This is a genomic window from Vibrio sp. OPT20 (genome assembly GCF_963889365.1).
Lineage (GTDB): Bacteria > Pseudomonadota > Gammaproteobacteria > Enterobacterales > Vibrionaceae > Vibrio > Vibrio splendidus.
Map to the genome: position 1 here is coordinate 301,331 of NZ_CAWPOA010000101.1, position 26,215 is coordinate 327,545.

Here is a 26,215-nt window from a genome sequence, read left to right on the forward strand (position 1 = left end):
AAACGATAGAGTTTCGTTTGCAGTGATGCCAGTGGTATCAACTACGATAGAAGCCGTGCCGTTATTTTGAATGCTTACTGAAGAACCTTGAGTTTGAGTCAATGTCGCCGCTTCGCTTGTTGCAATCATAACTTTGTCGCCAACATTCACTACGTTGTCACTCTTCACTAGCTCGTAGATGTCGCCTTTCAATGGTTCAACACCACCGTCGCCACCATCAATCAGCGTTAACTGACCAGAAGCACGGCTATCTTTTGAGTTGAAGAAGTTGCGTGAAGGATCGTTTTGGAAGTACATGTAGTGCTGCATTTCAGCGTGCCAATCACCAATGAAGATCGCGCCATCTTTAAACTCTTCGTGCCAGCCGTTAATTTCTGAAGCCAACAAACGAGCCCAATCGTTAACGTTTGAAGCGTCGATGACGATGTCGAAGCTGCGCGCTACTTCACCATACTTGTTGATGATGTCGTACTTAACGGTGTCGCCAACTTGTGGAGTACCAAATTGGTCAGAAACAAACAGGTCGCCACGGACTAGATCAGGCTCAGGACCCGGCTCTGGTGGGGGGGGTGTACCACCTGCGATAGTGATGTCAGAACAGTTATAGAAGCCTTCACCCGCGGCATCATCACGTTGCCAACGTACGTATAAGATTGCGTCGCCAGAGCGGTCTGAAGGAATCGTCACGTTGATACGGTATTTGCCACCGCTTACAGGAACATTCCCCACTTCTTGGATAAGATCTAAGTCCCCCCACGCTAGACCTTTGCTCAGGTCTGCGTTTGGTTTCGTTAGGTAGAATTCCCAGAATGACGGGTTGTGTGGTGCAGTCGCGTTGAATACATATTCAAATGTACCTGTGCTTAGCTCGGTTCGAGTCCAACCAGTATGAGGTGCACCCATGCCGCGTTTTTGCGAATCATTGGCGTAACATAACGTGCCGTCAGGAATCGCCGCTTTTACAGCGTTGATGTTGTTGAAATCTTGGATATTTTTCGCATACTCGTTACGTTGAACGAACGGGTATGATCCAGAAATATCTTTCGCTTGAGCACATGCTGCATTCGGTGGTGTACCTGACCAAACCCCGCCTTGCTCGTAACACGTGTTCTGACGTGCACTTGGAAATTCAGACCAGCCATGAGCATTTGCCACTGACGGCACACTCGATAGCATAGCCATACCCACTGCTATTTTTAGAATATTATTATTTATTATTGTCACTTTCCCACTCTCTATTATTTTACCCTAAACACAAAACCAATTGGTTACTAGCCAACCAGCACTGTCATTCGAGGGTTTATAGTTTCTGACTTAAAGAACAACGAAAAATATATACGTCAATTTTATCAATAACAGCGGGTTTTATATTGATAGGAATCAGCATCACACAACTCAAACAAATGCGTTGTAGATAGATGATGTTGCTTCGAATTATGACATTTCAGTATTCTGTGTTGATTGAGGGAACATTATTCAAAATGAATAAAAAAGCGACTTTATGATTAAGCCGCTTTGGGGATATAAAGGCGTTAGATAGTAGGAAGATATTTAATAACGGCTATGCATACCAAAGCGATGTGACATGTCATCGTCCATACGACCGCCCTTCCAGCCGCCTCCACCCAAGAGATTGAGCACATCACGCGCGGTGTAATTCTCGCCACCGAAGAAGTCATTAGACACATCATTACGTAACAGCTGGATAGTGGGAACTAATTCAACATCTAAATCTTGTGAATCAGCAAACAAAGCCAATGCGATTTGTTGTTGGCGCTTACTCAATTCACGAGAACTCGTTTCGACTTGGCCGATCGAGAAAAAGTCACTGCTTCCATAGCTCTTTACCAACCTTGCAGACAGTAGCTTAATAACCTTTTTGATCCTTCGTCGCTGAATATATCTAAACACTCTAATTCCCCTTCCAATTTACAAATATCACATCAAGTGTTGTTCAGATTTGAGCAACACTTAGAATGTCACTCTTTATGACGATGCTCAATATATAACGTCAGTAATATACTGATTAACAATGCGAAAAAGCAATTTCGAGACGAATACTCTTTGCACCGCTTCTCATAGAAACGGATCAAAAAGTAAATTCTTAGGTAAACCATGGTTCAGAACACTAAGCACTTTCTCACGCAACCATAACGTACCTTGGTCACGTTGATGGCGCACATGCCAAGACATCGAGATGGGCCCCGGCGGCATGGTGAATGGCGTTTTCTTAATCACCAGATCTCCCTTGCTCACGCTATCCGATATTATCGGTAATGGAATCGTCGTGATCATGTCAGTATTGATTAACAACCTAGGTATGGAGTAACAGTGGTTCACCGTCATGGCGATGCGCCGTTTCATTCCCTTCTGTCCTAGTAGCATGTCTACCCCGCCTGTCGCCTCACCTGATAACGAGAGCAACAAATGATCAGCACTAGCAAAAGCACTTAGCGATAGCTCTTCACTAGCCAACGGGTGATCGGCACGCATTGCGCACACAAAGTGATTATCAAATAGATGCTGAGTTTGTACTTGAGCTGAGTTGCCTTCGAAATAATCCAAGACCATATCGACATCGGCACTGAGCAATAACTTTTCTCCATTGACGTTGTAAGGTACGGCGTGAATATTAACGTCAGGCGCTTCACGCTCTATTCGTTGCTTTAACGGCAACCAAAACAGATCTGCCATCCAATCTGTCGTTGCGATTCTAAACGTGCGCTTTAACGTCGCAGGATTAAACTCATCACGCTCTGTTGCTATCCGTATTGCCTCTAGCGGCTCACCAATCATTTTCCACAACTCGACGGCGTAAGGGGTTGGGCGAATCCCTCTTCCTTGTTTCACGAATAAAGGATCTTTCCAAGCATGGCGCATTCGAGAGACTGCGTTCGATACCGACGGTTGCGTCATCGACAATCGTTCTGCGGCCACGGTAATCGAGCTTTCCTGCATGATTGCATCAAAAATAACCATTAAATTCAGATCGACATTCGCCATCTTACTTGCCTAATTACACAGGGAGTTAGTGAATGAGTATCGACAAACTCATCATATTAATCAATGCATATTATACCAATCATCAATTAGACGATAAGTAACAAGTTGGGCAAAGTGAGTTCCACAAGCAGATTAACCCGCTGTTAGAAAAACAAATCAGATGACTCACTTATAAGGAAATACGATGAAAGCCGTGTATTTAGAAGAGTATGGAAGTGCGCAGAACTTAACGTTCGGCGATATAGCTAAACCCACCATCACCCCAAATCAAGTGCTGATCAAAGTACAAGGCGCGGGGGTAAACCCTGTCGACTGGATGGTAAGAGAGGGATTCTTACAGGCTAGCGGTCAACATGAAATGCCACTCATTGTTGGCTGGGATGCAGCAGGACAAGTTGTCGAAAAAGGCAACAATGTAAGCAACCTCAAACTTGGGGAGCAGGTCTATGTATATGCGCCCATTTCTGAACAAGGCGCCTACGCCGAATATCTTGCTGTCGATAGTGGATTAGTAGCAAGTGCGCCTAAGTCTCTCGACATAGTGACCGCTGCAGCTGTGCCATTGGCCGCAACAACAGCATGGCAAGCACTTGTTGAAGGCTGCCAACTCAAAGCCGGTCAACGTGTCCTTATTCACAATGCATCTGGAGGTGTTGGCAGCTTTGCGGTTCAAATAGCGAAAGCGCTCGGTGCTTATGTTATCGGAACAGCATCATCCAGCAACAAAGCCTACTTAATGGCTTTAGGCGTCGATCAATTCATCGATTACCAAACTCAACGCTTTGAAGACGAGGTTGATGAGTTAGATGCTGTACTCGTCGCTGTTGGGGGTGATGGCATCGCGGAGCGTTCACTCGAAGTGGTACGAAAAGGTGGCAACGTAGTTTCACTGTTAGATGACATTGAAAGCGCATTACCACTGCAACTAGGCGTAAATTTTCAACGTTGGTGGGTTTCACCCAATGCCAGAGATCTACAACGTATTGCCGCTTTAATTGATGATGGCGTAATTAAAGTGAACATCGATAAGGTGTTCCCACTATCTAAAGCCGCTCAAGCACAGGAGTTAAGTCAATCAAAACGTGCTCGAGGAAAAATCGTATTGGAAGTTTCGCTGTAAACACTATCAAGGAAAGAGGATATAAAATGGCCATTAAACAAGCTTTTCGTAATAAGAACCTACCCGATATGAGCAATGCGTTTAGTTGGGGACTGAAACTAAGTGAGTTCAGCGAAGTATTCTTTGTGACAGGACATGCTGACTGTAACCCGGACTTTATCACTCAACACCCTAATGATCCTGTTGCTCAAACACGATTGATTTTAGACCTAATGAAGGCATTCTTAGAAGAAGCTGGATTTAGTGTTAACGACATTGTCAGGACGGATTGGACATTTACCAACGAAGTAAACTCTGCCCAATTCGAAGGCATTGCTCATGTCTGGGAAGAGTTTTTAGGGGATGTTGAAGTAAAACCAGCGACAGGCACGTTGCGCTATGTTCAACGTTTAGGGATGCCAGATATGATGGTTGAATATGAGATGATGTTAGCCCGATAACTGCCGAGCTTTCCAATCCTAAGATTCAACCGTCTTACCCAAACGATAAAGGCTTAACCAAACAACAGGTAAGTTTGATTCTCGACTGAGATACTTTTGACTTCAGTGTTGAACACGGACTCTAGCTGTTCAGGCGTAAGAACTTGTTCTGCACGACCTGATGCTTGAAGTACACCTTTGTCGAGCAACAACACCTGGTCTGCATGTCTTAAGGTCCGGTTCAAGTCGTGGTTGGCCATGATCACGGCGATACCCTTATCTGCCACTCGTTCAATGAGTTTGTAGAGTAAGGCTTCTTGCGCAATATCTAGTGGAGCTGCGGGTTCATCGAGGATCAGCAGCTTCGCGTATGGGTTAAGCGTCGGCCAAATTTGCAGGCACATTCCGGCCAAACGAACGCGTTGCCATTCACCACCAGACAGTGTCTGAATTGAACGATGAAGTTTGTCTGTGATGTCCAACATCTGGCTTATCTCTTCCAACGCTGCGTTGATTTCAATATCAAGGCCGTGTGATGAACTTGGCAGTGACAACGCAAGGTATTGGAACACTTCCAAGTTGAAGGCAGGCCTTGCACTTTGACAAAGATAAGCACGATGTAATGACAAGTCTTGCAGTGATAATACTGACAAGTCCTGTCCGTCGAGCTTTATATCACCTTTGTAGCCATCACCAACGCCAGATATCGCTTCTAGTAAGGTACTTTTGCCACTGCCATTAGGACCGATGACATGAGTCACCTGCCCTTGCTTGAGCTCAAATGATAATGGTAATAAACGAGCGCCGACGCTCAGGCTCCTAATTTGAATCATGATTTTTAATTAACATCCAAATGAAGATAGGCGCACCGATACTGGTGGTCATCACACCCAAAGGCAGCTCTGCTGAATCTAATAAAGTTCTTGCACAGATATCAGCAAATACCAGCAATGCAGCACCAGCAACGGCAGACAAAGGAAGAAGGTATCGGTTGTCAGTACCAATCGCTAAGCGCAACAAGTGTGGCACAACCAAGCCAACAAAGCTGATCACGCCACCTAAGGCAACCGCGCAGCCGACTAAAATAGACACAGCGAAGATTAGACGCCAACGTAATCTCGGAACATTCACGCCTAACTGTGCAGCATGAGTCTCGCCAATCATTAACTTATCTAGCTTACTACCTTGCAGGCACAACCAAATAATCACGGGGATCATCACTAACGTGAGCGAGTGTTGATACCAAGTCACGCCACCCAAGCTGCCCATCAGCCAATACATCAGTAAGCGTAGGCTTAAGTCGTCACTAAAATAGAACGCCCATGTCACCATCGCGCCAGAAAGAATGCCTAATGCGACACCCACCAGCAGTAATTTAGCCGTGGTGAGCCGCATCGTTTTTACCATGCTTACTAGAATCACGGTAAAACAAAGTGAACCTAAAACGGCGGCAATCATGAACAGTTCTGGTGTAGGAGCAAACGGCAAGAAGAACAGTACGATAACCATCGCCAAGCTTGCGCCACCAGAAATGCCGAGCACACCTGGCTCTGCTAATACATTACCCAATAAGACTTGTAGGCTTGCGCCAGATACAGCTAACCCTGCCCCGATGGCAATAGCCGCCAATAATCGAGGTAAGCGTAAATCAACCAGTAGTTTTTGTTCTAACGTGGACAAGGTGCCCAGAGGGGAAATGAAAAGATCGCCAACCATTAGGTAAATCGCACTCAGCGCGACAAGCAGTGCTGCCATCAGATAAATGGCTCGGGTCCATTTGCGCTGTTTTTGGTGAAGAAGTTGTTGGAAATCCATATCAAGCTACTTTGAAATTGTTCGCGTAACCTTACCTGTATCCCTAAATAAACTCAAGGCTCACACCGTATTGTGAACCTTGATATTTCAACCAGTTGAGCGGTTGTTTTCGTCGCTTTAACCCAGCTCGGTATTAATCGTACACAAGCTGACCGTGGTCGAATCGTGTTTCAACTTCGCACACCATTAAGGCCGCTCGTTGACCGATAGCAACGTTACGATTTGGGAATACCACGGCTTCGTTTTCATTCTTCGCCATCAATGGCTTATCACCATCATGACCAAACACTTCTCCGTGCTTGAATGCCGTAAAGTTTTCTACGTCATCAGAGAACATGAAATCAAAGTCATCGTGCAAACGAACAATGGTTCGGCTTACGCGATATGTAATGGTTTTCTTTGGTAGATGCTCTGGTTCTATTTCAGCAATCAGATTGCGCATTGCCAAATCGAAAGCAGTAAGCTTATCAAGCTGGTTCTCACCAATTCTTGCTACCTGCCCTAGCTCCATTGTCAGTGCTTGCGCTTCGAAGTTTTCAGCGCTGTACCAACTGAAAGTGCTCGTTGGCGCATTCGACAACAACACAGCTTCAACGTGAGCGCTGTTGATGAAATCGAACAAGGCTTTACTGCGAACTTCGTGGCGAACCTTAGGGCTCACGGCGAAAGAGTAATGCTTAGACAAACGGATCGCGCAGTGCAAATCTAAGTGCCAACGAGTCGCAGGTACCGTTTCCTTGTAAAACTCAGTAACCAAGTACTTAAGGTTCTTCGCAATATCCACTTCTCGATTACTCTCGTGCTGTTTTTCATCAAACAGACGGTTCATATTCACATCAAGAAAACGAGTATGCGCGTTGGTTGCTTCTGGGTGAGCAATGATGAACAAACATCTTGCTGTCACGACTTGGAAGCCTGTTTCAATATCCTCAATGAGCTTATCAATCAGCTCCATTGGTGAAGTTTCGTCGCCGTGAACACCTGTTGAAAAGATGATGTTCTTGGTTTCAGAATTATACTCAGCGGGAATCACTTCCAATACACCGCGTTGATGAAGCTTAATTTGAACACCGTTACTCAGTACGGTCTGTCCTGCAACCACTTCTTGCTCAAGATCTAGGCTGTCAAAAAGAAATGATTGGCGAAAGAGGGTCTTCGTCATGCGTTACTCCTTAATTGCACGGCCGTATGTTAATAAATTGTACATAGAAATTGTGTTGCTAGGATCGCACTTATCAATAGAAACTCCGTTATCACTCACAAATACTACCCATATATTTTTATATTACCTGCTGACTTTACTAACCGACATCTGTTCCAAATAACTTTCTCTATTTAAAGCAACTTTTGGCTGTCTCAGCTTTTCTCAAGTCATGTCAGCAAGATAAGAGCCACGTAAGCTAACACAGCTCTTACCTGCCATGAACAGATTGAGATCAATTAATCTTCCTGATCGAGCAATCTTTCAAATTCATCGATTTGAACTTTGACCATGTCGATGCTTTGTTGCCAAAAATCAGCTTGAGTCAGGTCCATTCCTAAGTGCTTTTGAACGACTTCTTCCGCCATCATGCTGCCCGTATCACGAAGCAACGAAACGTAATCGCCGTAGAATTGCTCGCCTTTCGCATCGCGCTGAGCGTAAACACCTTTACTGAACAGATAACCGAACAGGTATGGATAGTTATAAAAGCTCACTTGAGAGATGCTGAAGTGCAGCTTGCTCGCCCAGAAGTAAGGATCGGCTTCTGTCATTGCAGCGCCGTACCACTCTTTCCAAGTCGTTTCCATCAAGTCACACAGCTGCTGAGCCGTGAGCTCACCTTTTTCACGCTGCTCGTAGAAGGCTTTCTCAAACTCAAAACGAACGGGAATGTTCACCATTAATGCCAAAGAAGAAGAAAGCTCTTCCCACAGCATTTCAAGTTTCTCATTACGTGTTTGTGCTTGCTTCAATAGATGGTCACGAACGATGTTTTCAGCAAAGATCGAAGCGGTTTCTGCTAGCGTCATTGGGTAGCGTGTTTGACACAACGGCATGTCTTTCATCACCCAGTTGTGGAACGCGTGGCCTAGCTCGTGCGCTAATGTCATTAAGTCTGAGCGGCTACCACTCCATGTCATGAACACAAGCGGGGTGCGTGTCGCAGCAAATTTAGTGCAGTACGCACCTAAACGTTTATTGGCAGCTGGAGCGGCATCAATCCAACTGTTCTCAACCATTAATGCGACGAAATCAGCCATCTCTGGATTTACTTCAGCGAAGGCGGTTTTGATCACTTCGATCGCTTCATCAAATGGATAAACCTTAGATTCGCTGTCACCCAGCGGTGGCATTGCTGCTAAATGGTTCCAAGGCTTCATTTCATCAAGCCCGTGAACTCTTGCCATTAACAGGCCTGCTTTCTGGCCGACTGCTCGATTAGCTTTGGCTACCGACATCATGGTGTCTAGCGTTTCTGGCACAATGCGGCTGCCGTGTAGGCTTGGGTCTAGGAAATGTACATCGCTAATCTTCGAGCGCTTTTTGTTTTCAGTCAGTCGCCAACCCGCCAATGCATTTAGGATCGAAGCAAAAGACTCTTGATGCGTTTTCATCGCACCTTGAACGGCGCGCCATGCAGGTTCTTGTTTGTCGAATTCGCTGCCGTACAACAGGCTCGCAGCTTGTGAAAAACCTAGAGCTTCGTCTTCACCGTCCAGCTTTAGCGACAATTTTAAAGAACCGGTTAGGTTATCGTATAAACGACCCCACCCATCACGGCCATCAACCTTCATCGCAGCTAATAACTGCTCTTCAGCAACACTGAGTCGACTGCTTGATAACTTACGTGAGCTTTCGATAGCAAAGCGTTGCCCTGCAACATCCGCACTCTCATGCTCTAATACTGCATCAATAAATTCTGGCTCTGCGTGAATTAGCGTGTCTTCGTAAGGGCTGAACGCTTGAGACATTTCAGAGTTCAGCTTCGCTACACGGCCAAGCAGTGCTTTGGCTTCTGTGTGCGTCGCGTCTACCGACGCGTGACAGTTAGCAAAGGTATTGATAGTGCTGAGTAACGTGCCTGCCGCTTCTGAGGTCTGGATTGCGTTTTGCATTGCCAGAATGATGTGACGCTTTTCAACATGCAGGTACAACAGTTCAATACATTGTTGAATCAGTTCGATGTCTTGTTCGATTTTTGCATCATCAAGATCGCGATAAGCAATGCTTAAATCCCAACTTGGAGTTGTCATGACTAAATTCCTTTCACGTAGGTAGTAATACCAATCTGGTATAGCGGCTGTAAACGCCGCTTTATACTTCTATTTATATTTCTGTTTCTATTTCTATTAACAGGTTTAATAGATTGTTAATTCTTAAAACCGTGTATTTTTAACACTCAGAGAACAGGTAACCCTATCGACTTTACACTGATAAAACTCTGCGCAAACTGAGTGATTTGAATATGCGTTATCGATGCGTTTCCTATCGACAACTTCGAGTACAGACTCGGGTTTTTCCAATCAATATCAAGGCAGTGCGCTAACAATATGCGAATCACACCACCATGAGTAACCAACAATATATTGTCACTTGGATCATTCAAAAGTTGCGACCAAGCTTGAGTTACTCTGTCGTGGAAGCCCTGTAAACTTTCTGCGCCAGTTAATTGATGATTAGCAGGATCTTGCCAAAAGGTTTCTAACATTCCCCACTTGTCTTCAAGTTCATCAAATGGGACACCATCTACTTCACCGAAGTTCATTTCCTGAAAGTCTGGTGCAACTGATAAAGGCACTGACATACGCTCTGCAAACAAGCTCGCAAGATCACCACATCGTCTGAGTGGCGAGGAAACCACACTATCAAAGATAATGTCTTGTTTAGCGAGAGCTCCACAGATCTGATATTGAAGATCAGGGTTGACCAACACGTCTGACAATCCGTTAAGTGCTGCTTCGCCTTCGACCTTGCCATGTCTTAATAAATAGATGTTTTTAGTTGTTCCATTAACCATGTGTGCGACCTAGCCTTGAGTATCAAGCAAGTGATTAGATGGTTTTAAGCTCAGTGGTAATCCTGCTGCAACCAGCGTAACGCGTTCAACGACCCGAGCTAACGCTTGGTTCATGCGTCCCGCATTGTCTACAAACAAGCGTGACACTTTACCCAGCGGCACCACACCTAAGCCAACTTCGTTAGACACCATAATAATTTGTGCCGGGCTTTGCTCGACGCTTTTGACCAATACTTCAACCACGGTTTCAACCTGTTCATTGGTTGCCTCATCTCCCAGTTCAAAGATGATGTTATTCAACCACAAGGTTAGGCAGTCAATCAGCACCACATCTTCTTTCTCAAAAGACTGCAGTTTTTCAGCCAATTCGACGGGTACTTCATGCTCAATCCACTGCTCGCCACGACGTTGTTGATGGTGCGCGATTCGTTCTCGCATTTCATCATCAAGATATGTCGCTGTCGCAATATAATTGAGGCGTCCATTTGAACATGCTTCAAACGCACATAATGCTTGTTGCTCTGCAATACTCGACTTACCAGAACGAGCCCCGCCCAATACCAAATGGCTGTTACGCTGACTTGCTTGATTAATTTGATTAGCTTGAATAGTTTGATTCGTGTTTGTCATAGGAAACCGTTATAGAAAGCCATTGTAAAATGCAGTAATGAATACAAGGTAAATCAGTAACTCCATCAACTGTTGAGCGGCCCCCAAGCAGTCGCCAGTAAAGCCGCCAATTCGAGCCGTTAACCACTTTTTGAAACCTGTTCTGAACAGATAGGCGACGACAGATAAAACCAAAGCGAATTCAAGACCAAACCACAAGCTAGGCAACACGCCTACAAGCAATAAGAAGACAAGTTCGCCTTTGGTTTGCTTGTTGGCCAATGGCTTGCTTTTACTGGTATCTAAATCGCTGACATAAGGCATGTCGTAAATCAGCGATGCAGCAATTGCACGGCTGAAGGTATAACTGGTCACGATAACCAAAAACAGAGCCGTCATGTTGACCAACTCATGCAACAGCACCCACTTGCCAAGCAAAGCCATAATCAACGCAGACGCGCCATAGGTACCAATTCGACTGTCTTTCATGATGGTCAAACGACGTTCTAGAGTCATGCCGCCACCAATGCCATCCGCCATATCAGTCAAACCATCTTCATGGAATGCACCTGTGAGCATCAGGCTAAAACTCATCATCAAGAAAATCGCCACTGCACTCGGCAGTACCGTATCAAGTAGCAAAAACACACCGCCACATAGAACACCAAGTAACAAACCAACCGTTGAAAAGTAGCGACCAGAACGGTTCATTCGCTCCGATGAATAGGGCGTGTTCTTTGGCATTGGTAAACTAGAAAAGAAGCCCATCGCCAGCGCAAACAGCTCCCACTGGTAAGTGACTCGATCTCTCAACGATCTTTCTGGTACATCACTCATTAAACCGTGACTCCAGCACTTTCGAAGCTCGCCATGTTGTTATAAAACTCGGCTGCCGCACGAATAATCGGCATAGCTAGCGCTGCACCCGTGCCCTCGCCTAATCTCAATCCAAGATCGAGCAGTGGCTCAGCGTCTAGCAGTTCTAACAGAATTTTGTGCCCTGACTCTTCAGAGCGATGAGCAAAGATCATGTAATCACGGCAGTTCGGTTCAATTAAGGTCGCGACATACGCTGCAACCGATACGATAAAACCATCGACTAATATTGGTGTTCTGTTCTGGTAAGCGCCAAGGAAACCACCGACCATTTGAACGATTTCATAGCCACCGACTTGTGCTAGTACCTCTTTGATATCTTTAAGCCCTTTAATATCTGTAAGATCTGCAAGCTCTTTAACTTTTTTAAGCTCTAAACCTTTGCAACGCGCAACACCTTGCTCAACCACAGCCAATTTACGTGCAAGCTGTTCATTGTTGATGCCTGTTCCTAGGCCAACACACTCCGCTGCAGCACGATTCGCTAATGCACTTAAGATCGCTGATGCGCTGCTGGTATTACCGATGCCCATTTCACCAAACATGATGATATTGGTGCCGTTCGAAATGGTTCTAGATACAAGCTCTGTACCCAGTTCAATCCCACGTTCAACCGTTTCTAAACTCATTGCCGCTTCATTGGCAAAGTTATTGGTTCGCGTACCCAAGCGCTGAGAGATCAACATGTCACTGTCTGATTCCACAGGCAACAATATCCCCGTGTCGACTACCGTGATATCGATATTATTCACCGCACAGAAGCAATTGATCGCCGCGCCACCGCTTAAGAAGTTCAACACCATCTGCTGTGTTACGGCACTTGGAGCAATACTCACGCCTTCATCTGCTATGCCATGGTCGCCAGCAAAAATGATGATACTTGGCTTATTCAATTCGATGTGTTCAACCGCAGCTTCTTTGCCTTGGCTCTGAATCAATGCCAATTGATGAGCGACTTTTTCTAGTAAGCCAAGCGCACCGAGCGGCTTGGTTTTTTGGTCAATTCGGTGTTGGATGTACTGTGAGTATTGGGTATCTAACATAGTTTTTAAAAACGCTTATTCTGGGTACGTTAATTTAGGATTGGCTATTTTGGGCGAGCAACAGAGAACACATTAGAAAGCGTCGCGTATTCACCGCCACCAAGTCGAGACAGTGGGTCCAATGCCAACGCATCAACCTTAAGACGTTCACTCTCTTTATCGATCACATCTTCGGAAATGTACACGGTTTCGACTTGAGCAAAAATGAGGCTTTGTGGCACCTCTCCAACCTCTTTTACTTCGTATAAGGTGCAGCCAAAAGCAACCGCGCACTCTTTTACTCTCGGTAAAGAAAAGCCTTCAAATTCAACCAGTTTAATATTATTCGCGGTGACTTCCGAATCACCATGTTCAAGGGTAGCTGCTGTCGCTGTCATTGTTTCTGCAGAACTTGAAGAAGCAATGTGAATCACTAGCTTCCCCGTTTCAAGGGCGTTGCGAGTGGTATCTTTGATTTCACCTGAAGGCTTTTTCCCAACCGATAACATCAGTAGCGGCGGATTACTAGAAACAGGCGTGAAATAAGAGAAAGGCGCTAGGTTGTACTCTTGGTCAGAAGATTCCGTCAATGCCCACGCAATAGGGCGAGGGACAACGGTTTGTGTCATCAGGTGATAAATCTGAGTGGGAGCAAGAGTATCAAGCTTGAGGTTCATAGCACGTCCTTGGTCTATGTGAATTACGACTCAGTTTACGTGTTAAGCAATGCTGTATCTATGCCTAATCAACAGAAACCGTAGAGAGTGTTCTTAATTTAAACAGATCACACTGGTTTTTTCTCAAATTGACAATCAAATTGACGAACCCTAAAACACCTACAATACTGATAATAGATTTATCAATAACTTACATTTTGGCATCGTTTATGCTTTAACTAAAGTACTTGTTAATCTCTCCATTGATAAGTACCCATACAGTGAATGCCCACAACACTGACGCTACACAAAGAAAGACAATCGATTGAAAGACAAAACAGAACAACGATTTAGGAGGTGTAATGATTCCAAACTCAAGTAAAAGAAAACCAAATAAATCAAGTAAGAAAACCAGCAAAAAGGTAAGGAAAATCCCACTATCCTTCACCTAGAAAGCAGCAAAGTAAGTAACAAAGCCCGTCGCCCAGCGGGCTTTGTTATCTCTACTGACACCACTTCCTATCTCTTTATTCAAAAATCAACCGAACAGCTACCCAGTCCAACTAATTAGACATTTAGTACATAACAAAACCACTAAATAAGTAAATCAAATTGCTTTGGTACACTTATCACTCAATGTAAATTATCCCTTACATTTTATGAACTTACATAAATCTCAGATCCGTTTACATATTAAATCTTGTTGCTAATATTTGCCTGTCAGTTATTAAGGGTACTTATGGAAAACAAAGGCTTCACGTTAATTGAAATGGTGGTGACTATCATCATTTTAGGCATTCTCTCAGTGACTGCAGCACCACGATTTTTGAACCTGAACTCTGATGCCAGGATAGCCACACTCGATGGATTCATTGGCGCTTTCAACGCAACAAACGAAATCGTGATGGGTAAAGCCACTATTGAAGGTTTAGAGAAGGAAAAACTAGCAAAGCTCTCAGATCAAAATATTTGGATACGATGGGGAACGATCGCTCTCGACTCTGACAATGTTGAAAACGCTATGGAAACGGAAAACTACCATCTATTGAGCTACGGACCTCAATTTAACCCTACCCTTATTGTCTACACAGGCAGAGAAAGGAAGTTTGGAGAGTTGGGAAGCTATAACTGTTTTGTTCAATTCACACGATCTTACACATCGAATCAAAGCCAAGTCATCAACATTGGCGATCTGACAATCAATAAATTCTATGACGGGTGTTAACTCAAGCGCCGTGAAGTCTTACTAAACCTAACACCTGCTTTTACAGTTAATTAAAACAGCTCGTACTCGTGAGCTGTTTTTCACCTTTGCTTCGGTTTGTTGTTAGCCACTTTGCCGACATGGAATTGACAATTTGTATGCACCTTCACATTACCAGCGAAGAAATTGCCAACATTCCTAAATAAGGTTTAAATTAAAAACAGTAACTTACATATACGTTAGGGATAACCATGAGCATTGCTGGAGACAAAACATCGGTTGTTGTGGCTGGTGCAACAGGGCTAATTGGTCATCATGTGATGAGGCAGCTCATTGATGAGCCCGCTGTCGACAATATCTATGCGTTATCCCGAAGATCACTCAATGCACAGTTTGACTCCAATAAACTCCACACACTCATTCACAATGACCTGCAAGTCACGAGTTGGGATGATACGAATGCGACGCCTAAACTTGGCGTTATCTGCTTAGGTACGACTAAGAAAAAGGCAGGATCAAAAGAAGCACTTCGCAAAGTCGATGTTGAATTGGTTAGCCAAGTTGCACAGTCGATGAAGTTTCTTGGGGTACAACGCGTTGCCGTCGTTTCGAGCTATGGCGCTTCACCAGATTCTTATTCACACTACCTTCGTTGCAAAGGGCAAATGGAGCAAAACTTAAAACGTATTGGCTTCAAGCAACTTTTCATCGCACGTCCGGGGCCGCTGGTTGGTGAACGTGATGAACCAAGAGCCGATGAAAAACTCCTGCAAAGCATCTTTCCTTTAGTCTCTCCCTTTATGTTTGGTCAGTTCAAAAACCTACGCCCTATTCAAGCGGAAGACGTCGCGAAGGCAATGTTGTTCCGATTATTCGAAAATAATTTCAAAAATACCGAAATTTACTCGTCAAGTGACATGCTCAATTTATTGGCAAAATATCGCTAAAAAGCTCACCTATTCATCACAATGTTGAATATCCACCCATACCATTGAGTGGATATTACTAATCGTTCTAATAAATTACTTTTCCTTATTTTACGTTTTGTAACAGAACGTTATTTTAGCAGCAGTACTGACACCTATACATCTAGGTGCCTAATTGATTTAGAGTTATTCATAAGGAAAACAAATGTCATTTTCAGCTATCGCTGCCTTAGCGGTATTCACTGGTATCCTCTTTTTTCTCTACGGACAGCAGAAAAAAGAAAACACACTTTCTCGCCTCGTTTTACTCGGTTTAGTTTTTGGTAGTGCATTTGGCCTTGGTCTACAGCTGCTATTTGGTGAAGGCAATCCCATCATCAAAGAGACACTAGACTGGGTAAACATCGTTGGTCGTGGTTACGTTGGGTTGCTTAAAATGGTGATCATGCCATTAGTCTTGGTTTCAATGATTGCGGCTGTAGTGAAGCTTGAAAAAGGCGGTTCACTGGGCAAGATTTCTGGTATCACTATTTCAGTATTACTCGCAACAACAGCGATCTCTGCAATTGTTGGTATTGCAGTGGCTCAAGCATTCGGTCTTTCGGCTGAAGGCTTAACAGAGGGCGCGCGTGAAACAGCTCGTATTGCAACACTAGAAAGCCGCATGGGAAGTGTTTCTGACCTAACCATTCCACAAATGCTGGTTAGTTTCATTCCGACTAACCCGTTTGCTGATCTAACCGGTGCTCGTTCTACTTCAATCATTGCGGTTGTTATCTTCGGCGTGCTAACAGGTATTGCTGCTCGTAAAGTAATGGCTGAGAAAGAAGAGCTAGAATCACCGATCCGTACTTTCGTTGACGCTGCGCAATCTATCGTTATGCGCTTAGTTAAGATGATCATGGCACTCACGCCATACGGCATCGCTGCGTTAATGGCGAAAGTAGTCGCAACATCGAGTGCTTCAGACATCCTAAGCCTACTCGGTTTCATCGTTGCTTCTTACGTAGCTATTATCCTAATGTTTGTCGTTCACGGTGTGTTGGTTTCTTTTGTTGGTGTAAACCCAAAAGAGTACTTCCAAAAAATCTGGCCTGTCCTAACGTTCGCTTTCACTTCGCGTAGTTCTGCTGCAACGATTCCACTGAACGTTGAAGCTCAAATCACTAAGCTAAATGTGCCACCAGCGATTGCTAACCTGTCTGCAACTTTCGGGGCGACGATTGGTCAGAATGGTTGTGCGGGTATCTACCCTGCCATGCTAGCAGTCATGGTTGCGCCTACGGTTGGTATCGACCCAATGGATATCAACTTCATTCTGTCTCTAATTGCTATCATTACAGTGAGCTCATTCGGTATTGCTGGTGTAGGTGGCGGTGCAACGTTCGCGGCACTTATCGTGCTTCCTGCTATGGGCCTTCCTGTAACGATTGCAGCACTGCTTATCTCTATAGAACCCCTTATCGATATGGCACGTACAGCGCTTAACGTATCTGGTGCAATGACAGCCGGTACGATCACAAGCCGCCTAATGGGTAAGAAAGACAAGCAACAAGATCTGGAACAAGCGAACGCTTAATGGATTCGATTGATTCAATAACTTGAGTCTCGTTAAACAAAAAACCGATGCAAATGCATCGGTTTTTTATTATCTGTCTTTTATCAGAGTCACTTTGTAAACGGCAGAACTTAAAGCAACAACTGAATCACTTTCTCAGCCAGTGCTTCATCGTCATCTTCACTCAATCCACTGATACCAATAGCGCCAATCACCTGCCCCTTTATCTCAATGGGAACACCGCCTTTAAAGCCAGTGATCTTTGAGTCGGTCCAGTAACTTAAATCTTTACCGGTTTCTCTCGCCCAAGCGCCTAAGTTACCGCTTGGTTGTCTGTCTCTTGCAGACGTATAAGCTTTGTTCTGTGCTAACAACCCGGCTTGTACGCTCACATTATCCATGCGAATAAACGCCAATAACTCTCCGTGCGTATCACACACGCTCACTGCGATTGCTTGTTGATTATGCTCAGCAATGTCGAGAGCGTTAGACACCAGTTGTTGCGCGATCTTTTGATTCAACATATTCATTCCTTATGGCAATGCTTGACCACGTGAGTACACGTATAAGTTGTACCACTCTTCACGAGACAGGTTTATCTGAGTCGCTACCGCTGAAGCTTTGATTCGGTCTAGATTTGTGGTGCCAATAACAGGTTGGATACGAGCAGGGTGACGAAGCAAAAATGCCAACACAATCGCTTCACTTTCTACGCCATATTGATTTGCTAACTGAGCCACGTAGTGCGCTGTCTTTTTCACGTGTTCATGTTCTGAATACAAACCCTGCTCAGCAAATCGGCCTTGTGCCAAACAGCTCCAAGCTTGCAGTTGAATGTTATTCATTTGGCAATGTTCTAGTGTGCCTGCGACGAAATCTGATTGATGATGCCCTTGCGAGTTAATCATCACCCCATCATTCAACCAATCCAGCTTGGCTAAGCTCATCTCAACTTGATTCGCGACAATGGGCTGCCCGAGCGCAGATTGTAGGTACTGAATTTGATGGCTGTTCATGTTCGACACACCAAAGAAGTCGACCTTACCTTGCACTTTTAAGTGCTCTAACGCTCTTGCCAGCTCATCGAGTTCCATCAAAGGATCAGGGCGATGTAATAACAGCACATCTAGCTTTTCAGTATTCAATCGGTTGAGAATACCGTCTACCGATTGGCTTACCCAATCAGCCGAGAAATCATAACGACCAACATTGCCCTCACCTTCAAAACGAATCCCACACTTAGATTGAATGAACATCTGTTCGCGCAACTCAGGGGCTTGTTGTAAAGCTTGACCAAAGGCTTGCTCAGCTTTGCTGAAGGTATAGATATCCGCATGATCGAATAAGTTAATACCGGATTCTAGTGCGGTGTCGATTACACTTCGTGTTTGAGCAACATCCGCACTATTCACTGGATTATCATTCCATCCACCACCTAAGCCCATGCAACCATAGGCAATTTGCCCAACATTCGGTAGATGGTTTGATAATGGGATACTCTTTTTATCACTCGTTTTGTTTGTAGATTCAGTGCTGTTCGTCATATCGATTCTCGCTTAGAAGATTTGCTGACCAGAAATATGCCTCTATCATATTGTTCTTTTAAAAAAACAGAATATGCTAGTTACGAAATGATTGTTTGATATGACGAACAATAGGTTGATAGGAACGCGCGAATGAACGAACACAAAAGAATTGAACGACTGATCCTGTTTGTAGAACTTGCTCAGCAACTCAACTTTACCAAGGCAGCCGAAAAGCTCGGTATCTCTAAGAGCTACCTTTCTGAGCAGATCAAACGTTTAGAAAACGACTTACAATGCCCGCTTTTGGTCAGAACCACGCGCAGTGTTCGTTTAACCCAAGAAGGCGAACGCGCGTTACAACAAGGCTTAACGATTCGTTCGCAAGTTTTACAGCTTGAGCGCAGCGTTTCAGAGCAACACGACATCGTAAAAGGTCTATTACGCCTTACTGCGCCAAAGATGTTTACTGAGGTATATCTATTCGATATCTGCCAACAGTTTAGGCAGCAATATCCAGAAATCCGTTTTGAGATAAACAGTAGCTACACCAACTTTAATCTAAACCTAGATGATATCGATATCGCGTTTCGCGCCACCAATACGCCACCTGACAACATGGTGGCGAAACACTTGATTAGCTATCAGCATGATTTAGTCGCGACTCCTGGCTATCTTGATCAGTTTGGCCGCCCCAACAATGCCAACGACTTAAATGACCATCAATGCTTAGCAACGCTGCACCAAACCGAGTGGCCTTTAAAATCGGCAAATATTGATGTGTCCGGTTGGCTTTCAAGCAATGACAACCACTTGCTCAAACAACAAGCTATGGCAGGCAGTGGCATCATCCGTATTGCAAGTTACTACGTTGCGAAAGAGGTCGAGCTTGGAGAGTTAGAGCAAGTGCTGCCTGATGAATGTCTGCAACAAGGCAACAGTATTTACCTTTTCTATCCGCAAGTTATTTATCCGGCAAAGAAACACCAAGTGTTCGTGAAATTTGTTCAGGCTTACTTTGAAAAATTGAGAGTTTGAAAACTTGATAATTTAAGAGCTTGAAAACTGGAGAGCTTGATTGTTTAAGAGCTTGAAGATTTGGTAGTTTAAGAATATGAGAGCAGATCTAACAAATTGAAAAAATGAGAAGCCGATGAACAGATAAATTAAATAACACGAAATAAGGTTTAAATAGCCCTCTTGGTTTATATACCTATATTTAGAATGGGATTATCGAACAAGAATAAAGCGATTTTTCGAATGCTCTCATCGATGATTGTGTTTAATAGAAAGAAATCGTGCATTTGTTCAATAATACAATGAGTTAGCTATGAACGATTAACATAACTGATATATGATGCACCGCTTCAGTATGTCACATCATTTTGGCACCAGTTAGATAACAGGATCCTCATGAGCTTTATTATATTATTACTTCTTCTGCTATTCGTAGGCTTTACACGTTTACTTCAGTGGCGAAAAACCTCTCTGTTTTTATCTCTTGTTCTTATATCGTCATTTGTGTTGATTGGTTCAGGCTTAATTCCTCGTTACTTACTGAACGACCTACAAGCCGATTACGAAAGTAAGTCTGATATCCAATGGTCTGACAATAACGCCATTGTTCTTCTGGGTGCGGGAACCCAGTTAATTAAAAGCACGCAAGAGTTCGAGCCAGCCTTTTTCTCTTTTGGCCGAATCAGCGAAACAGCCAGTCAATATAAAGATTGCGCCAAAGCCCAAACCACATGCAAAGTGATCATCAGTGGTGGCGATGCACAAAATAACGGTGTTACCGAAGCAGAAGTTTATCAACAACAATTGCTGAGACTTGGCGTTCCGATGGGTGACATCATTCAAGAGCCAAATAGCGTCAACACTTGGAAGAATGCACAGCTCACTAGTGACCTAATGAAGCATCATAAATTCGACAACATTGTGTTGGTTTCATCTGGCCTACATATTCGTCGCAGCGAGCTCTATTTCAACCACTTCGGCTTGAATGTTATTCCAGTGAGAGCCGACTATATGGCCGCTCAAGTTTCGTGGTTGCCATTGTGGTACAACTTTGCGGTTACAGATTTTGCTTTGCATGAACAGATTGGCTTTGCTCGTTACAACATCTACAACTTTATGGGTTGGAACAGCAAACGCGAAAAGCCAGGTGATGCTTAATCACGTTCAATTGAGTTAACTAGAGCCATATAAAACAAAGATGCAGCAATAATCGAACGGTTGTTGGCTGCATTTTTTGATCCTGCCTATCACAACACCGTTTCTTATTCTCATCTACGTCTGTTCTTACCATTCGGCAACTATTCCTGCTAGCTAATCACACAGCCAATTTTCCAAATGGCAAGGCTACGAAAATATAAACGTTCAACAATCAACCACCTAATATTTTGATAGTTGAAACTAATTGAAAACAATCGAGATAATCCTTTATCAAACAACAAGCCAATCAACATAAACGACTGATAATTATAAGTATTTATTTTCAATTCATTTCAGTATTTTTGGCATTGTTTTATATGACAGAGTACACCCCGCTAGTAACCCTCGGCTTTAAATAATATCAATAAAATCTAATAACTCGATTCTAATAAAAATAGCCAAATAATGGCATTTAGGAACTTATTAATGATTAACGTCAGTAGAACCATTCTATTTAGCACTGCCCTATCGGTAATCTCTTTTACAGCTCATGCGAAGATATACTCAGACCAAATCGTCTTAGACAAACTTGGAGAAGATATCTGTCGTTTCGACTATCGCGCTCTCAACAATTCAGAAGCTCAAGAACATAAAACAGCCCTGATATCCCGCATGAATGTTTGGGACATTGTTGGCCTTCAGCATGATTGGGTGATCATGGGCTCCGGCTATCATGGCCTCATTAAACCAGGTCAACCAAGCGACAAAACCTGGTGCTACCCCAATACACCAGAAGCGGGCTTGCCATACTACGAAGCACAAGCTATTCAAGAGAACAGTAACCTTGAAGTTCAACGAGTTTTAGTCAATGACGACACGAACTTTATCAGGCCGCTAAGTTACTTGGCTCATAGTCTTGGTTACGCTTGGGTTAGCGGCAATAACGGGCGTTACGTCGGTCAAGATATGGCAATAGAGCAACTTAACCATGGTTGGGAGATCAAAGGGAATAACAATGGAATCTGTACCGGTGAGCGTTGTAATGAGAAGACAACCATCACTGTTGATAACTTCGCTTACACGCTCGATAGCACATCGTTTTTACACGGTTCTATAACAGAGACCGACCAAGAGCTGATTGAAACCGTCTCGGCTTATGCAATCAATGATAGCGAACAGCCTAAACAAATCATCGTCGACCTTCATTTTCAGCAATCCACACAATGGAGTAAAACACAACGCTTCAACCTTGCTGATTCAGTCGTCATTGATGAGACCTTTCACTGGCCGCAAGTTGGAAAAACAGAGGTAAGAGTCGCGCTGGAAGAAGGCCAGCGCTTCTCTGATACCAACAGTCGCGCTCGCTTTGAGCCGACTGACCTACAAGCCATCATCACAGTACCAGCGAACTCAGTACTTCCCTTTCAGGTTGAGTTCTTGCGCTCTACCATTTCATACCCATACCGTATCAAAACGAGCATGAGTTACGACGTGAACTTCACAGGTTTCCTCCGTTATAGTGGCAATGCGCTAAGCTCACATCCAACAAACCGCCCGACTGTCTCACACACCTTTACCATGGGAACCACCAGCGAAGATCAAGCCAATATTCGTTACCAATGGGATCACCGCTATATTCCTGGAGAGATGAAATGGTGGGATTGGAGCTGGGCAATCAACACCAATGGCTTGAGTAGCATGCAGTACGCCGCAGGTGCCAGTGTCCGTCCTTTCTACACCTATGTTTCAGGCCAGTTTAGTGCGGAGTCACAATATTCTGGAATGATCGATATTGGTACCGAGCACTCTATTGATTCATTTAACGCCATGACACCTTCTACCGCTTACACAACCTACTACGTCGGTGACATCGAAGTTCTGACTGACTTCGACCCTGCGGCTCTAGCGCAACTGGGTTATAGCAGCGCACAGCTAACGCTTACCCCAATGCAGCAATAAGCCCATAGAAAGTTTCAGCTGTTATTCCAAGCCCATTGCATCTGCTCTGGGCTTGATTCGTCTTACATTCTCTCAGTCATTTATCTGCATTAGCCGTTAAGTATTCACTTTCTGAATCGTTTTTCATTGACTTAAAAATGAAATCATAACGACACACTAATTTGCGTAACTTAGGGTGCAAATAGGCAATCAGATTACAGTGCCTATCAGGAGGATGTATGAAACCAAATCGATCTACGGTACTCACTGGACATGTAAAACACTGCCCATGTTGTTCTACCGAACTGGTCATCAAAGACCACATTCACGTTTGCCCGCGCAATGAAATTGGCGACTGTTACTTCGATGGCTATGACCAACACGAACAGCGCGCTAATGCTGATTTTATCGATCATGCAAGTGCCAATGATAGCCTTGTTTACGGCATTTCAGAACACTAAGCGTTGTTCAGGATTTGTTGAAGTCATTTCGCGCCAAAAAAAATGCAGCGCCAATCGAGTGATTGTTCGCTGCATTCTTAGATCCTGTAAACTTAGCTCGCCATTAGAATGGAGCTAGGTAAAACGGATTACCACATTAGATCATCTGGGATCACGAAGTCTTTGTACGGGTCATCTTCGTCAACTTCATCTGAGCTTGAAGCTTGAGTATCAACGATAGATTCTTCGTCACGCATCGCGATCTTGTTCGCTACCGCAGTAGGAATAACAACATAGCTTTCGCCTTGACGCGCGATACTTAGAATGCCTTTACTTAGTTGCTTTTGAGTCAGATCTTCTACGTAAAGGTATTTAACTAGCGTACCATCGGTGAAGTTGTATTTGATCTCACCGTTCTTCTGTTTGATCTTGTTCATCTCAATCAGTTGCTTCACTTGAGCTTTAATTTCTTTGCTCAACTGCTGTTCTTTCAACTGTTGGTTTAACTCTTTGTCTTTCGCTTGCTGCGCCAGTTTAGTTTCTTCTGCTGCCGCTTTTGCTTCACGAGACTGAACGCGAGACTTTTTAGAGCCCTTCTTCGCCTTCTTTAATTTTTTCTCATTTACCAAGCCAGCTTTAAGCATTTGCTCTTGGAGTGTTAACTTTGCCATGACTTTCCCAGTTCAGGATTAAAAACGACACTATCATACCTGTTTTTGAGGAATCTGTTTACTGAACAATGGCAAAATTTATGCTGATAGAGCAAGGCGGTTAGCGTTTTCCCTTATCGTGATTCACAGCATCCATTTCTGGTTATTTACCGACCTATGATTTCCACGAAAACAACCACTAGTGACTTACCCTTAAACCCAGATCGTTCCTCTATTTTTTAGCGTGCGCGCGTATCACTTATCATTCAGGCAAAGCAATATGTTAATTTTCAATGAGTAATCTAATTTATAAAACCATGGCATATATCTAATATTTGGATAATTCCCATAGAGTTATAACTCCAATGTCACAACTCTTTACTACGTTATTCTTTAAACCAATCAGTAAGGATAACGTGAAAATGAAAACTCAATGGACTTGCCTGAGTGCGATACTTGCATCAGCTTCATTCATTTCAACCTCGGCTATTGCAGATACCGATGTGTACCTGACCAATAACACTAGCCAAGTAATGACGATTCAAACCAATCACACAGGCACCGACCAGCTTCAGTTCGGTGATGAGTGGCAACAGCATGTTGAACAGATTGGCCCTTGGGAGACGAAGAAGCTGATCAGTTTTAATCGCTGGACTGGTGTGAAATCTGGGAAGACCTATGAGTTTGACACTGTGGTATCGAACGCTGTAGGAGAGAGTGTCACGCTCAACCAAACCATGAAAGGTCATTGGTACAACTCGACACTGCAACATGGCTTGAGTGCCGCAGACGTCAACCTAACGTTGCATGACGATCGTAATATTCATCGCAGCACAACCGATGCATTCGGGGTTAATGCAGAGCTAGCACTTAAAGCCGATTCTACGGCGCGCTACGATGATATTTATTACACCATCACTCCACCAAAAGTGGATGAGCAACCAGAGCCAGATGCCAATACACTCAAAGTCATGACCTATAACATCTGGGCGCTGCCTGCCATCGCTTCACATATTGGTGACCGCTACGATCTTCTCCCTCAATACGTAAAGGGCTACGACGTGTTGGCGCTTCAAGAGGTGTTTGCCAACGGCAGAGATGAATTCTTGCGTGAGCTTGCGAAAGAGTATCCTTATCAAACTAAAATGCTCGATAAAGATGGGATTAACATATACGACGGTGGTGTGATCATTGTCAGCCGCTATCCTATCGTTAACGAAGCTCAGTATGTTTTCCCTGATTGTACGGGCACAGATTGCTTTGCTGATAAAGGCGTTAACTACGCCGAAGTTATCAAGAATGGTCAGGCTTACCATGTATTCGGTACCCACACGGCATCATTCGATACGGACACCGCTCGTGATTATCGACAGCGCCAATTTAAACAGATGCGTCAGCTTGCTCAATCACTGGAAATACCAACTTCAGAGACGGTTATTTATAGCGGTGACTTCAACGTGAACAAGCTCAAGTTCCCAGATGACTACCAACAGATGTTCGCTAACCTGCAAGCTGATGAACCAACCTACTCTGGTTACACCGCTTCAACCTTTGACCCACGCATCAACAACTTTGCGGGCGAACCTATGTCGGGTGGTGAAAACGTTGAGTATCTCGATTATGTGGTAGTAAGCTCGGAATATGGCGCCAAAGCTCATAACGACAATCGTGTGGATGTCCCAAGATCAACAAGCAGTGAGCTATGGAAGCACTACAACCTTTCAGACCACTTCCCTGTTAGTGCCGTGATCAAGTAACTCGGTGAACCCATAATGCATCGAGTTATATTAATCCTAGTGCTCGTCTTAACGGCGAGCATTGTTGGCTATTCGTGGTCATCAAAATCCACTGAAACACCCCGATCTTCTGCTCAACACACTGAAGCTAAGCCGCGTGTTTCTACGACAACTGCTGACGATAATTCCACCCCTACTGCAACCGCCAGTTCGGAAAACTCCGCATCGCACAGCAATCAAGCCCAAGCTGGAGCACTGGACGGTAAAATTCTTGCTGAAAACTTGAGTGAATTCGAAGGTAAGGCTTTATTCGATGAACTCGATGGGTTCTGGAAGCTTTGTCAACAACGCGATGACTGCGCAGAGCAACTCGCACGGTTGAAATCAGAATTGCCGAGCATATGGTTTGAGTTACTGAGCGACTATCCGCAGCTATCAGTCGACTGGCAATTAGCCCAAAGTACCATCCCACTTGAATCCATAGAGGCTCTTGAAGATCGTGTTGCCCTATTCAAACAATCTGCACAGCAAGTATGGGGAGAGTTGGCCCACCAGCTATTCGCAG

At 44.2% G+C, this 26,215-nt stretch carries 25 protein-coding genes and 1 pseudogene; 11 read left to right on the forward strand and 15 right to left on the reverse strand.

Annotation, left to right across the window (positions count from 1 at the left end; genetic code table 11):
- From AACR09_RS21575 to AACR09_RS21585, 3 genes are all read right to left on the reverse strand, one after another.
- On the reverse strand, window positions 1–1,182 hold a 1,182-nt coding region (locus tag AACR09_RS21575; protein WP_228010810.1), incomplete at its 3' end, for a lytic polysaccharide monooxygenase.
- A gap of 369 nt (window positions 1,183–1,551) precedes the next feature.
- A complete protein-coding gene (locus tag AACR09_RS21580; RefSeq protein ID WP_193835677.1) occupies window positions 1,552–1,911 on the reverse strand; it encodes a DUF6559 family protein in 360 nt (119 codons plus the stop codon).
- A gap of 165 nt (window positions 1,912–2,076) precedes the next feature.
- Window positions 2,077–3,003 carry a LysR family transcriptional regulator gene (locus AACR09_RS21585; protein ID WP_193835678.1) on the reverse strand — a complete coding sequence of 309 codons (927 nt, stop codon included), beginning with the start codon at window positions 3,001–3,003 and terminating at the stop codon, window positions 2,077–2,079.
- Window positions 3,004–3,187: 184 nt separating this feature from the next.
- Between AACR09_RS21585 and AACR09_RS21590 the strand changes: the two genes are divergently transcribed.
- Both AACR09_RS21590 and AACR09_RS21595 read left to right on the forward strand, forming a co-directional pair.
- On the forward strand, window positions 3,188–4,123 hold the full coding sequence (locus AACR09_RS21590) for an NADP-dependent oxidoreductase (protein ID WP_193835679.1): 936 nt from the start codon (window positions 3,188–3,190) through the stop codon (window positions 4,121–4,123).
- A 26-nt stretch (window positions 4,124–4,149) separates the two neighbouring features.
- On the forward strand, window positions 4,150–4,563 hold the full coding sequence (locus AACR09_RS21595; RefSeq protein WP_193835680.1) for a RidA family protein: 414 nt from the start codon (window positions 4,150–4,152) through the stop codon (window positions 4,561–4,563).
- A 53-nt stretch (window positions 4,564–4,616) separates the two neighbouring features.
- On the opposite strand, the gene btuD is transcribed toward AACR09_RS21595, so the two are convergent.
- The 9 genes from btuD to AACR09_RS21640 all read right to left on the reverse strand — a co-directional run bounded on the left by btuD (window position 4,617) and on the right by AACR09_RS21640 (window position 13,542).
- A complete protein-coding gene (gene btuD / locus AACR09_RS21600; RefSeq protein ID WP_193835681.1) occupies window positions 4,617–5,375 on the reverse strand; it encodes a vitamin B12 ABC transporter ATP-binding protein BtuD in 759 nt (252 codons plus the stop codon).
- Window positions 5,362–6,357: a vitamin B12 ABC transporter permease BtuC gene (gene btuC, locus AACR09_RS21605; protein ID WP_017083474.1), complete on the reverse strand. Its 996-nt coding sequence runs from the start codon at window positions 6,355–6,357 to the stop codon at window positions 5,362–5,364. Before btuC ends, btuD begins: the two co-directional genes overlap by 14 nt.
- Window positions 6,358–6,490: 133 nt before the next feature.
- On the reverse strand, window positions 6,491–7,519 hold the full coding sequence (locus AACR09_RS21610) for a succinylglutamate desuccinylase (RefSeq protein WP_017057427.1): 1,029 nt from the start codon (window positions 7,517–7,519) through the stop codon (window positions 6,491–6,493).
- Window positions 7,520–7,797: 278 nt separating this feature from the next.
- Window positions 7,798–9,594: a M3 family oligoendopeptidase gene (locus tag AACR09_RS21615; protein ID WP_193835682.1), complete on the reverse strand. Its 1,797-nt coding sequence runs from the start codon at window positions 9,592–9,594 to the stop codon at window positions 7,798–7,800.
- Between the two features lie 146 nt (window positions 9,595–9,740).
- Window positions 9,741–10,358: an alpha-ribazole phosphatase family protein gene (cobC, locus tag AACR09_RS21620; protein WP_048611870.1), complete on the reverse strand. Its 618-nt coding sequence runs from the start codon at window positions 10,356–10,358 to the stop codon at window positions 9,741–9,743.
- Window positions 10,359–10,367: 9 nt separating this feature from the next.
- Complete coding sequence (gene cobU, locus AACR09_RS21625; RefSeq protein WP_193835683.1) at window positions 10,368–10,988, reverse strand: bifunctional adenosylcobinamide kinase/adenosylcobinamide-phosphate guanylyltransferase; 621 nt, start codon at window positions 10,986–10,988, stop codon at window positions 10,368–10,370.
- 9 nt (window positions 10,989–10,997) lie between these two features.
- Window positions 10,998–11,804, reverse strand: coding sequence for an adenosylcobinamide-GDP ribazoletransferase (locus AACR09_RS21630; protein ID WP_193835684.1), 807 nt, complete (start codon window positions 11,802–11,804; stop codon window positions 10,998–11,000).
- A complete protein-coding gene (cobT, locus tag AACR09_RS21635) occupies window positions 11,804–12,886 on the reverse strand; it encodes a nicotinate-nucleotide--dimethylbenzimidazole phosphoribosyltransferase (RefSeq protein ID WP_193835685.1) in 1,083 nt (360 codons plus the stop codon). The genes AACR09_RS21630 and cobT overlap by 1 nt, the downstream gene beginning before the upstream one ends.
- 44 nt (window positions 12,887–12,930) lie before the next feature.
- On the reverse strand, window positions 12,931–13,542 hold the full coding sequence (locus tag AACR09_RS21640; protein ID WP_193835686.1) for a flavin reductase family protein: 612 nt from the start codon (window positions 13,540–13,542) through the stop codon (window positions 12,931–12,933).
- A 718-nt stretch (window positions 13,543–14,260) separates the two neighbouring features.
- Between AACR09_RS21640 and AACR09_RS21645 the strand changes: the two genes are divergently transcribed.
- The 3 genes from AACR09_RS21645 (at window position 14,261) to AACR09_RS21655 (ending at window position 17,230) form a co-directional block, all read left to right on the forward strand.
- On the forward strand, window positions 14,261–14,746 hold the full coding sequence (locus tag AACR09_RS21645) for a pilus assembly FimT family protein (protein WP_017083467.1): 486 nt from the start codon (window positions 14,261–14,263) through the stop codon (window positions 14,744–14,746).
- Window positions 14,747–14,976: 230 nt separating this feature from the next.
- Window positions 14,977–15,672 (forward strand): NAD-dependent epimerase/dehydratase family protein, encoded by a 696-nt coding sequence (locus AACR09_RS21650; protein ID WP_102442782.1) that lies wholly within the window; start codon window positions 14,977–14,979, stop codon window positions 15,670–15,672.
- A gap of 184 nt (window positions 15,673–15,856) precedes the next feature.
- Window positions 15,857–17,230, forward strand: a complete 1,374-nt coding sequence (locus tag AACR09_RS21655; protein ID WP_017085107.1) for an L-cystine transporter — start codon at window positions 15,857–15,859, stop codon at window positions 17,228–17,230.
- Between the two features lie 110 nt (window positions 17,231–17,340).
- Here AACR09_RS21655 and AACR09_RS21660 read toward each other — a convergent pair whose 3' ends face one another.
- Both AACR09_RS21660 and AACR09_RS21665 read right to left on the reverse strand, forming a co-directional pair.
- A complete protein-coding gene (locus AACR09_RS21660) occupies window positions 17,341–17,733 on the reverse strand; it encodes a GlcG/HbpS family heme-binding protein (RefSeq protein ID WP_061024914.1) in 393 nt (130 codons plus the stop codon).
- Window positions 17,734–17,742: 9 nt separating this feature from the next.
- A complete protein-coding gene (locus AACR09_RS21665; protein ID WP_193835687.1) occupies window positions 17,743–18,753 on the reverse strand; it encodes an aldo/keto reductase in 1,011 nt (336 codons plus the stop codon).
- Between the two features lie 132 nt (window positions 18,754–18,885).
- On the opposite strand from AACR09_RS21665, the gene AACR09_RS21670 reads away from it, so the two are divergent.
- From AACR09_RS21670 to AACR09_RS21685, 4 genes are all read left to right on the forward strand, one after another.
- Window positions 18,886–19,770 (forward strand): LysR family transcriptional regulator, encoded by an 885-nt coding sequence (locus AACR09_RS21670; protein ID WP_193835688.1) that lies wholly within the window; start codon window positions 18,886–18,888, stop codon window positions 19,768–19,770.
- A 375-nt stretch (window positions 19,771–20,145) separates the two neighbouring features.
- Entirely contained in the window at window positions 20,146–20,907 is a 762-nt protein-coding gene (locus AACR09_RS21675; protein WP_193835689.1) for a YdcF family protein, read from the forward strand.
- A gap of 465 nt (window positions 20,908–21,372) precedes the next feature.
- The gene (locus AACR09_RS21680) at window positions 21,373–22,845 is read left to right on the forward strand and encodes an aerolysin family beta-barrel pore-forming toxin (RefSeq protein ID WP_193835690.1); all 1,473 of its coding nucleotides are present in this window, start codon (window positions 21,373–21,375) and stop codon (window positions 22,843–22,845) included.
- 218 nt (window positions 22,846–23,063) lie between these two features.
- A complete protein-coding gene (locus AACR09_RS21685; RefSeq protein WP_193835691.1) occupies window positions 23,064–23,285 on the forward strand; it encodes a hypothetical protein in 222 nt (73 codons plus the stop codon).
- Between the two features lie 128 nt (window positions 23,286–23,413).
- Here AACR09_RS21685 and AACR09_RS21690 read toward each other — a convergent pair whose 3' ends face one another.
- Complete coding sequence (locus tag AACR09_RS21690; protein ID WP_193835692.1) at window positions 23,414–23,935, reverse strand: DUF2058 domain-containing protein; 522 nt, start codon at window positions 23,933–23,935, stop codon at window positions 23,414–23,416.
- 401 nt (window positions 23,936–24,336) lie between these two features.
- Between AACR09_RS21690 and AACR09_RS21695 the strand changes: the two genes are divergently transcribed.
- Window positions 24,337–25,671 (forward strand): sphingomyelin phosphodiesterase, encoded by a 1,335-nt coding sequence (locus AACR09_RS21695; RefSeq protein ID WP_050052474.1) that lies wholly within the window; start codon window positions 24,337–24,339, stop codon window positions 25,669–25,671.
- Window positions 25,672–25,710: 39 nt separating this feature from the next.
- Window positions 25,711–26,215 (forward strand): annotated as a pseudogene (locus AACR09_RS21700) (chromosome partitioning protein ParA); the annotation flags it as partial.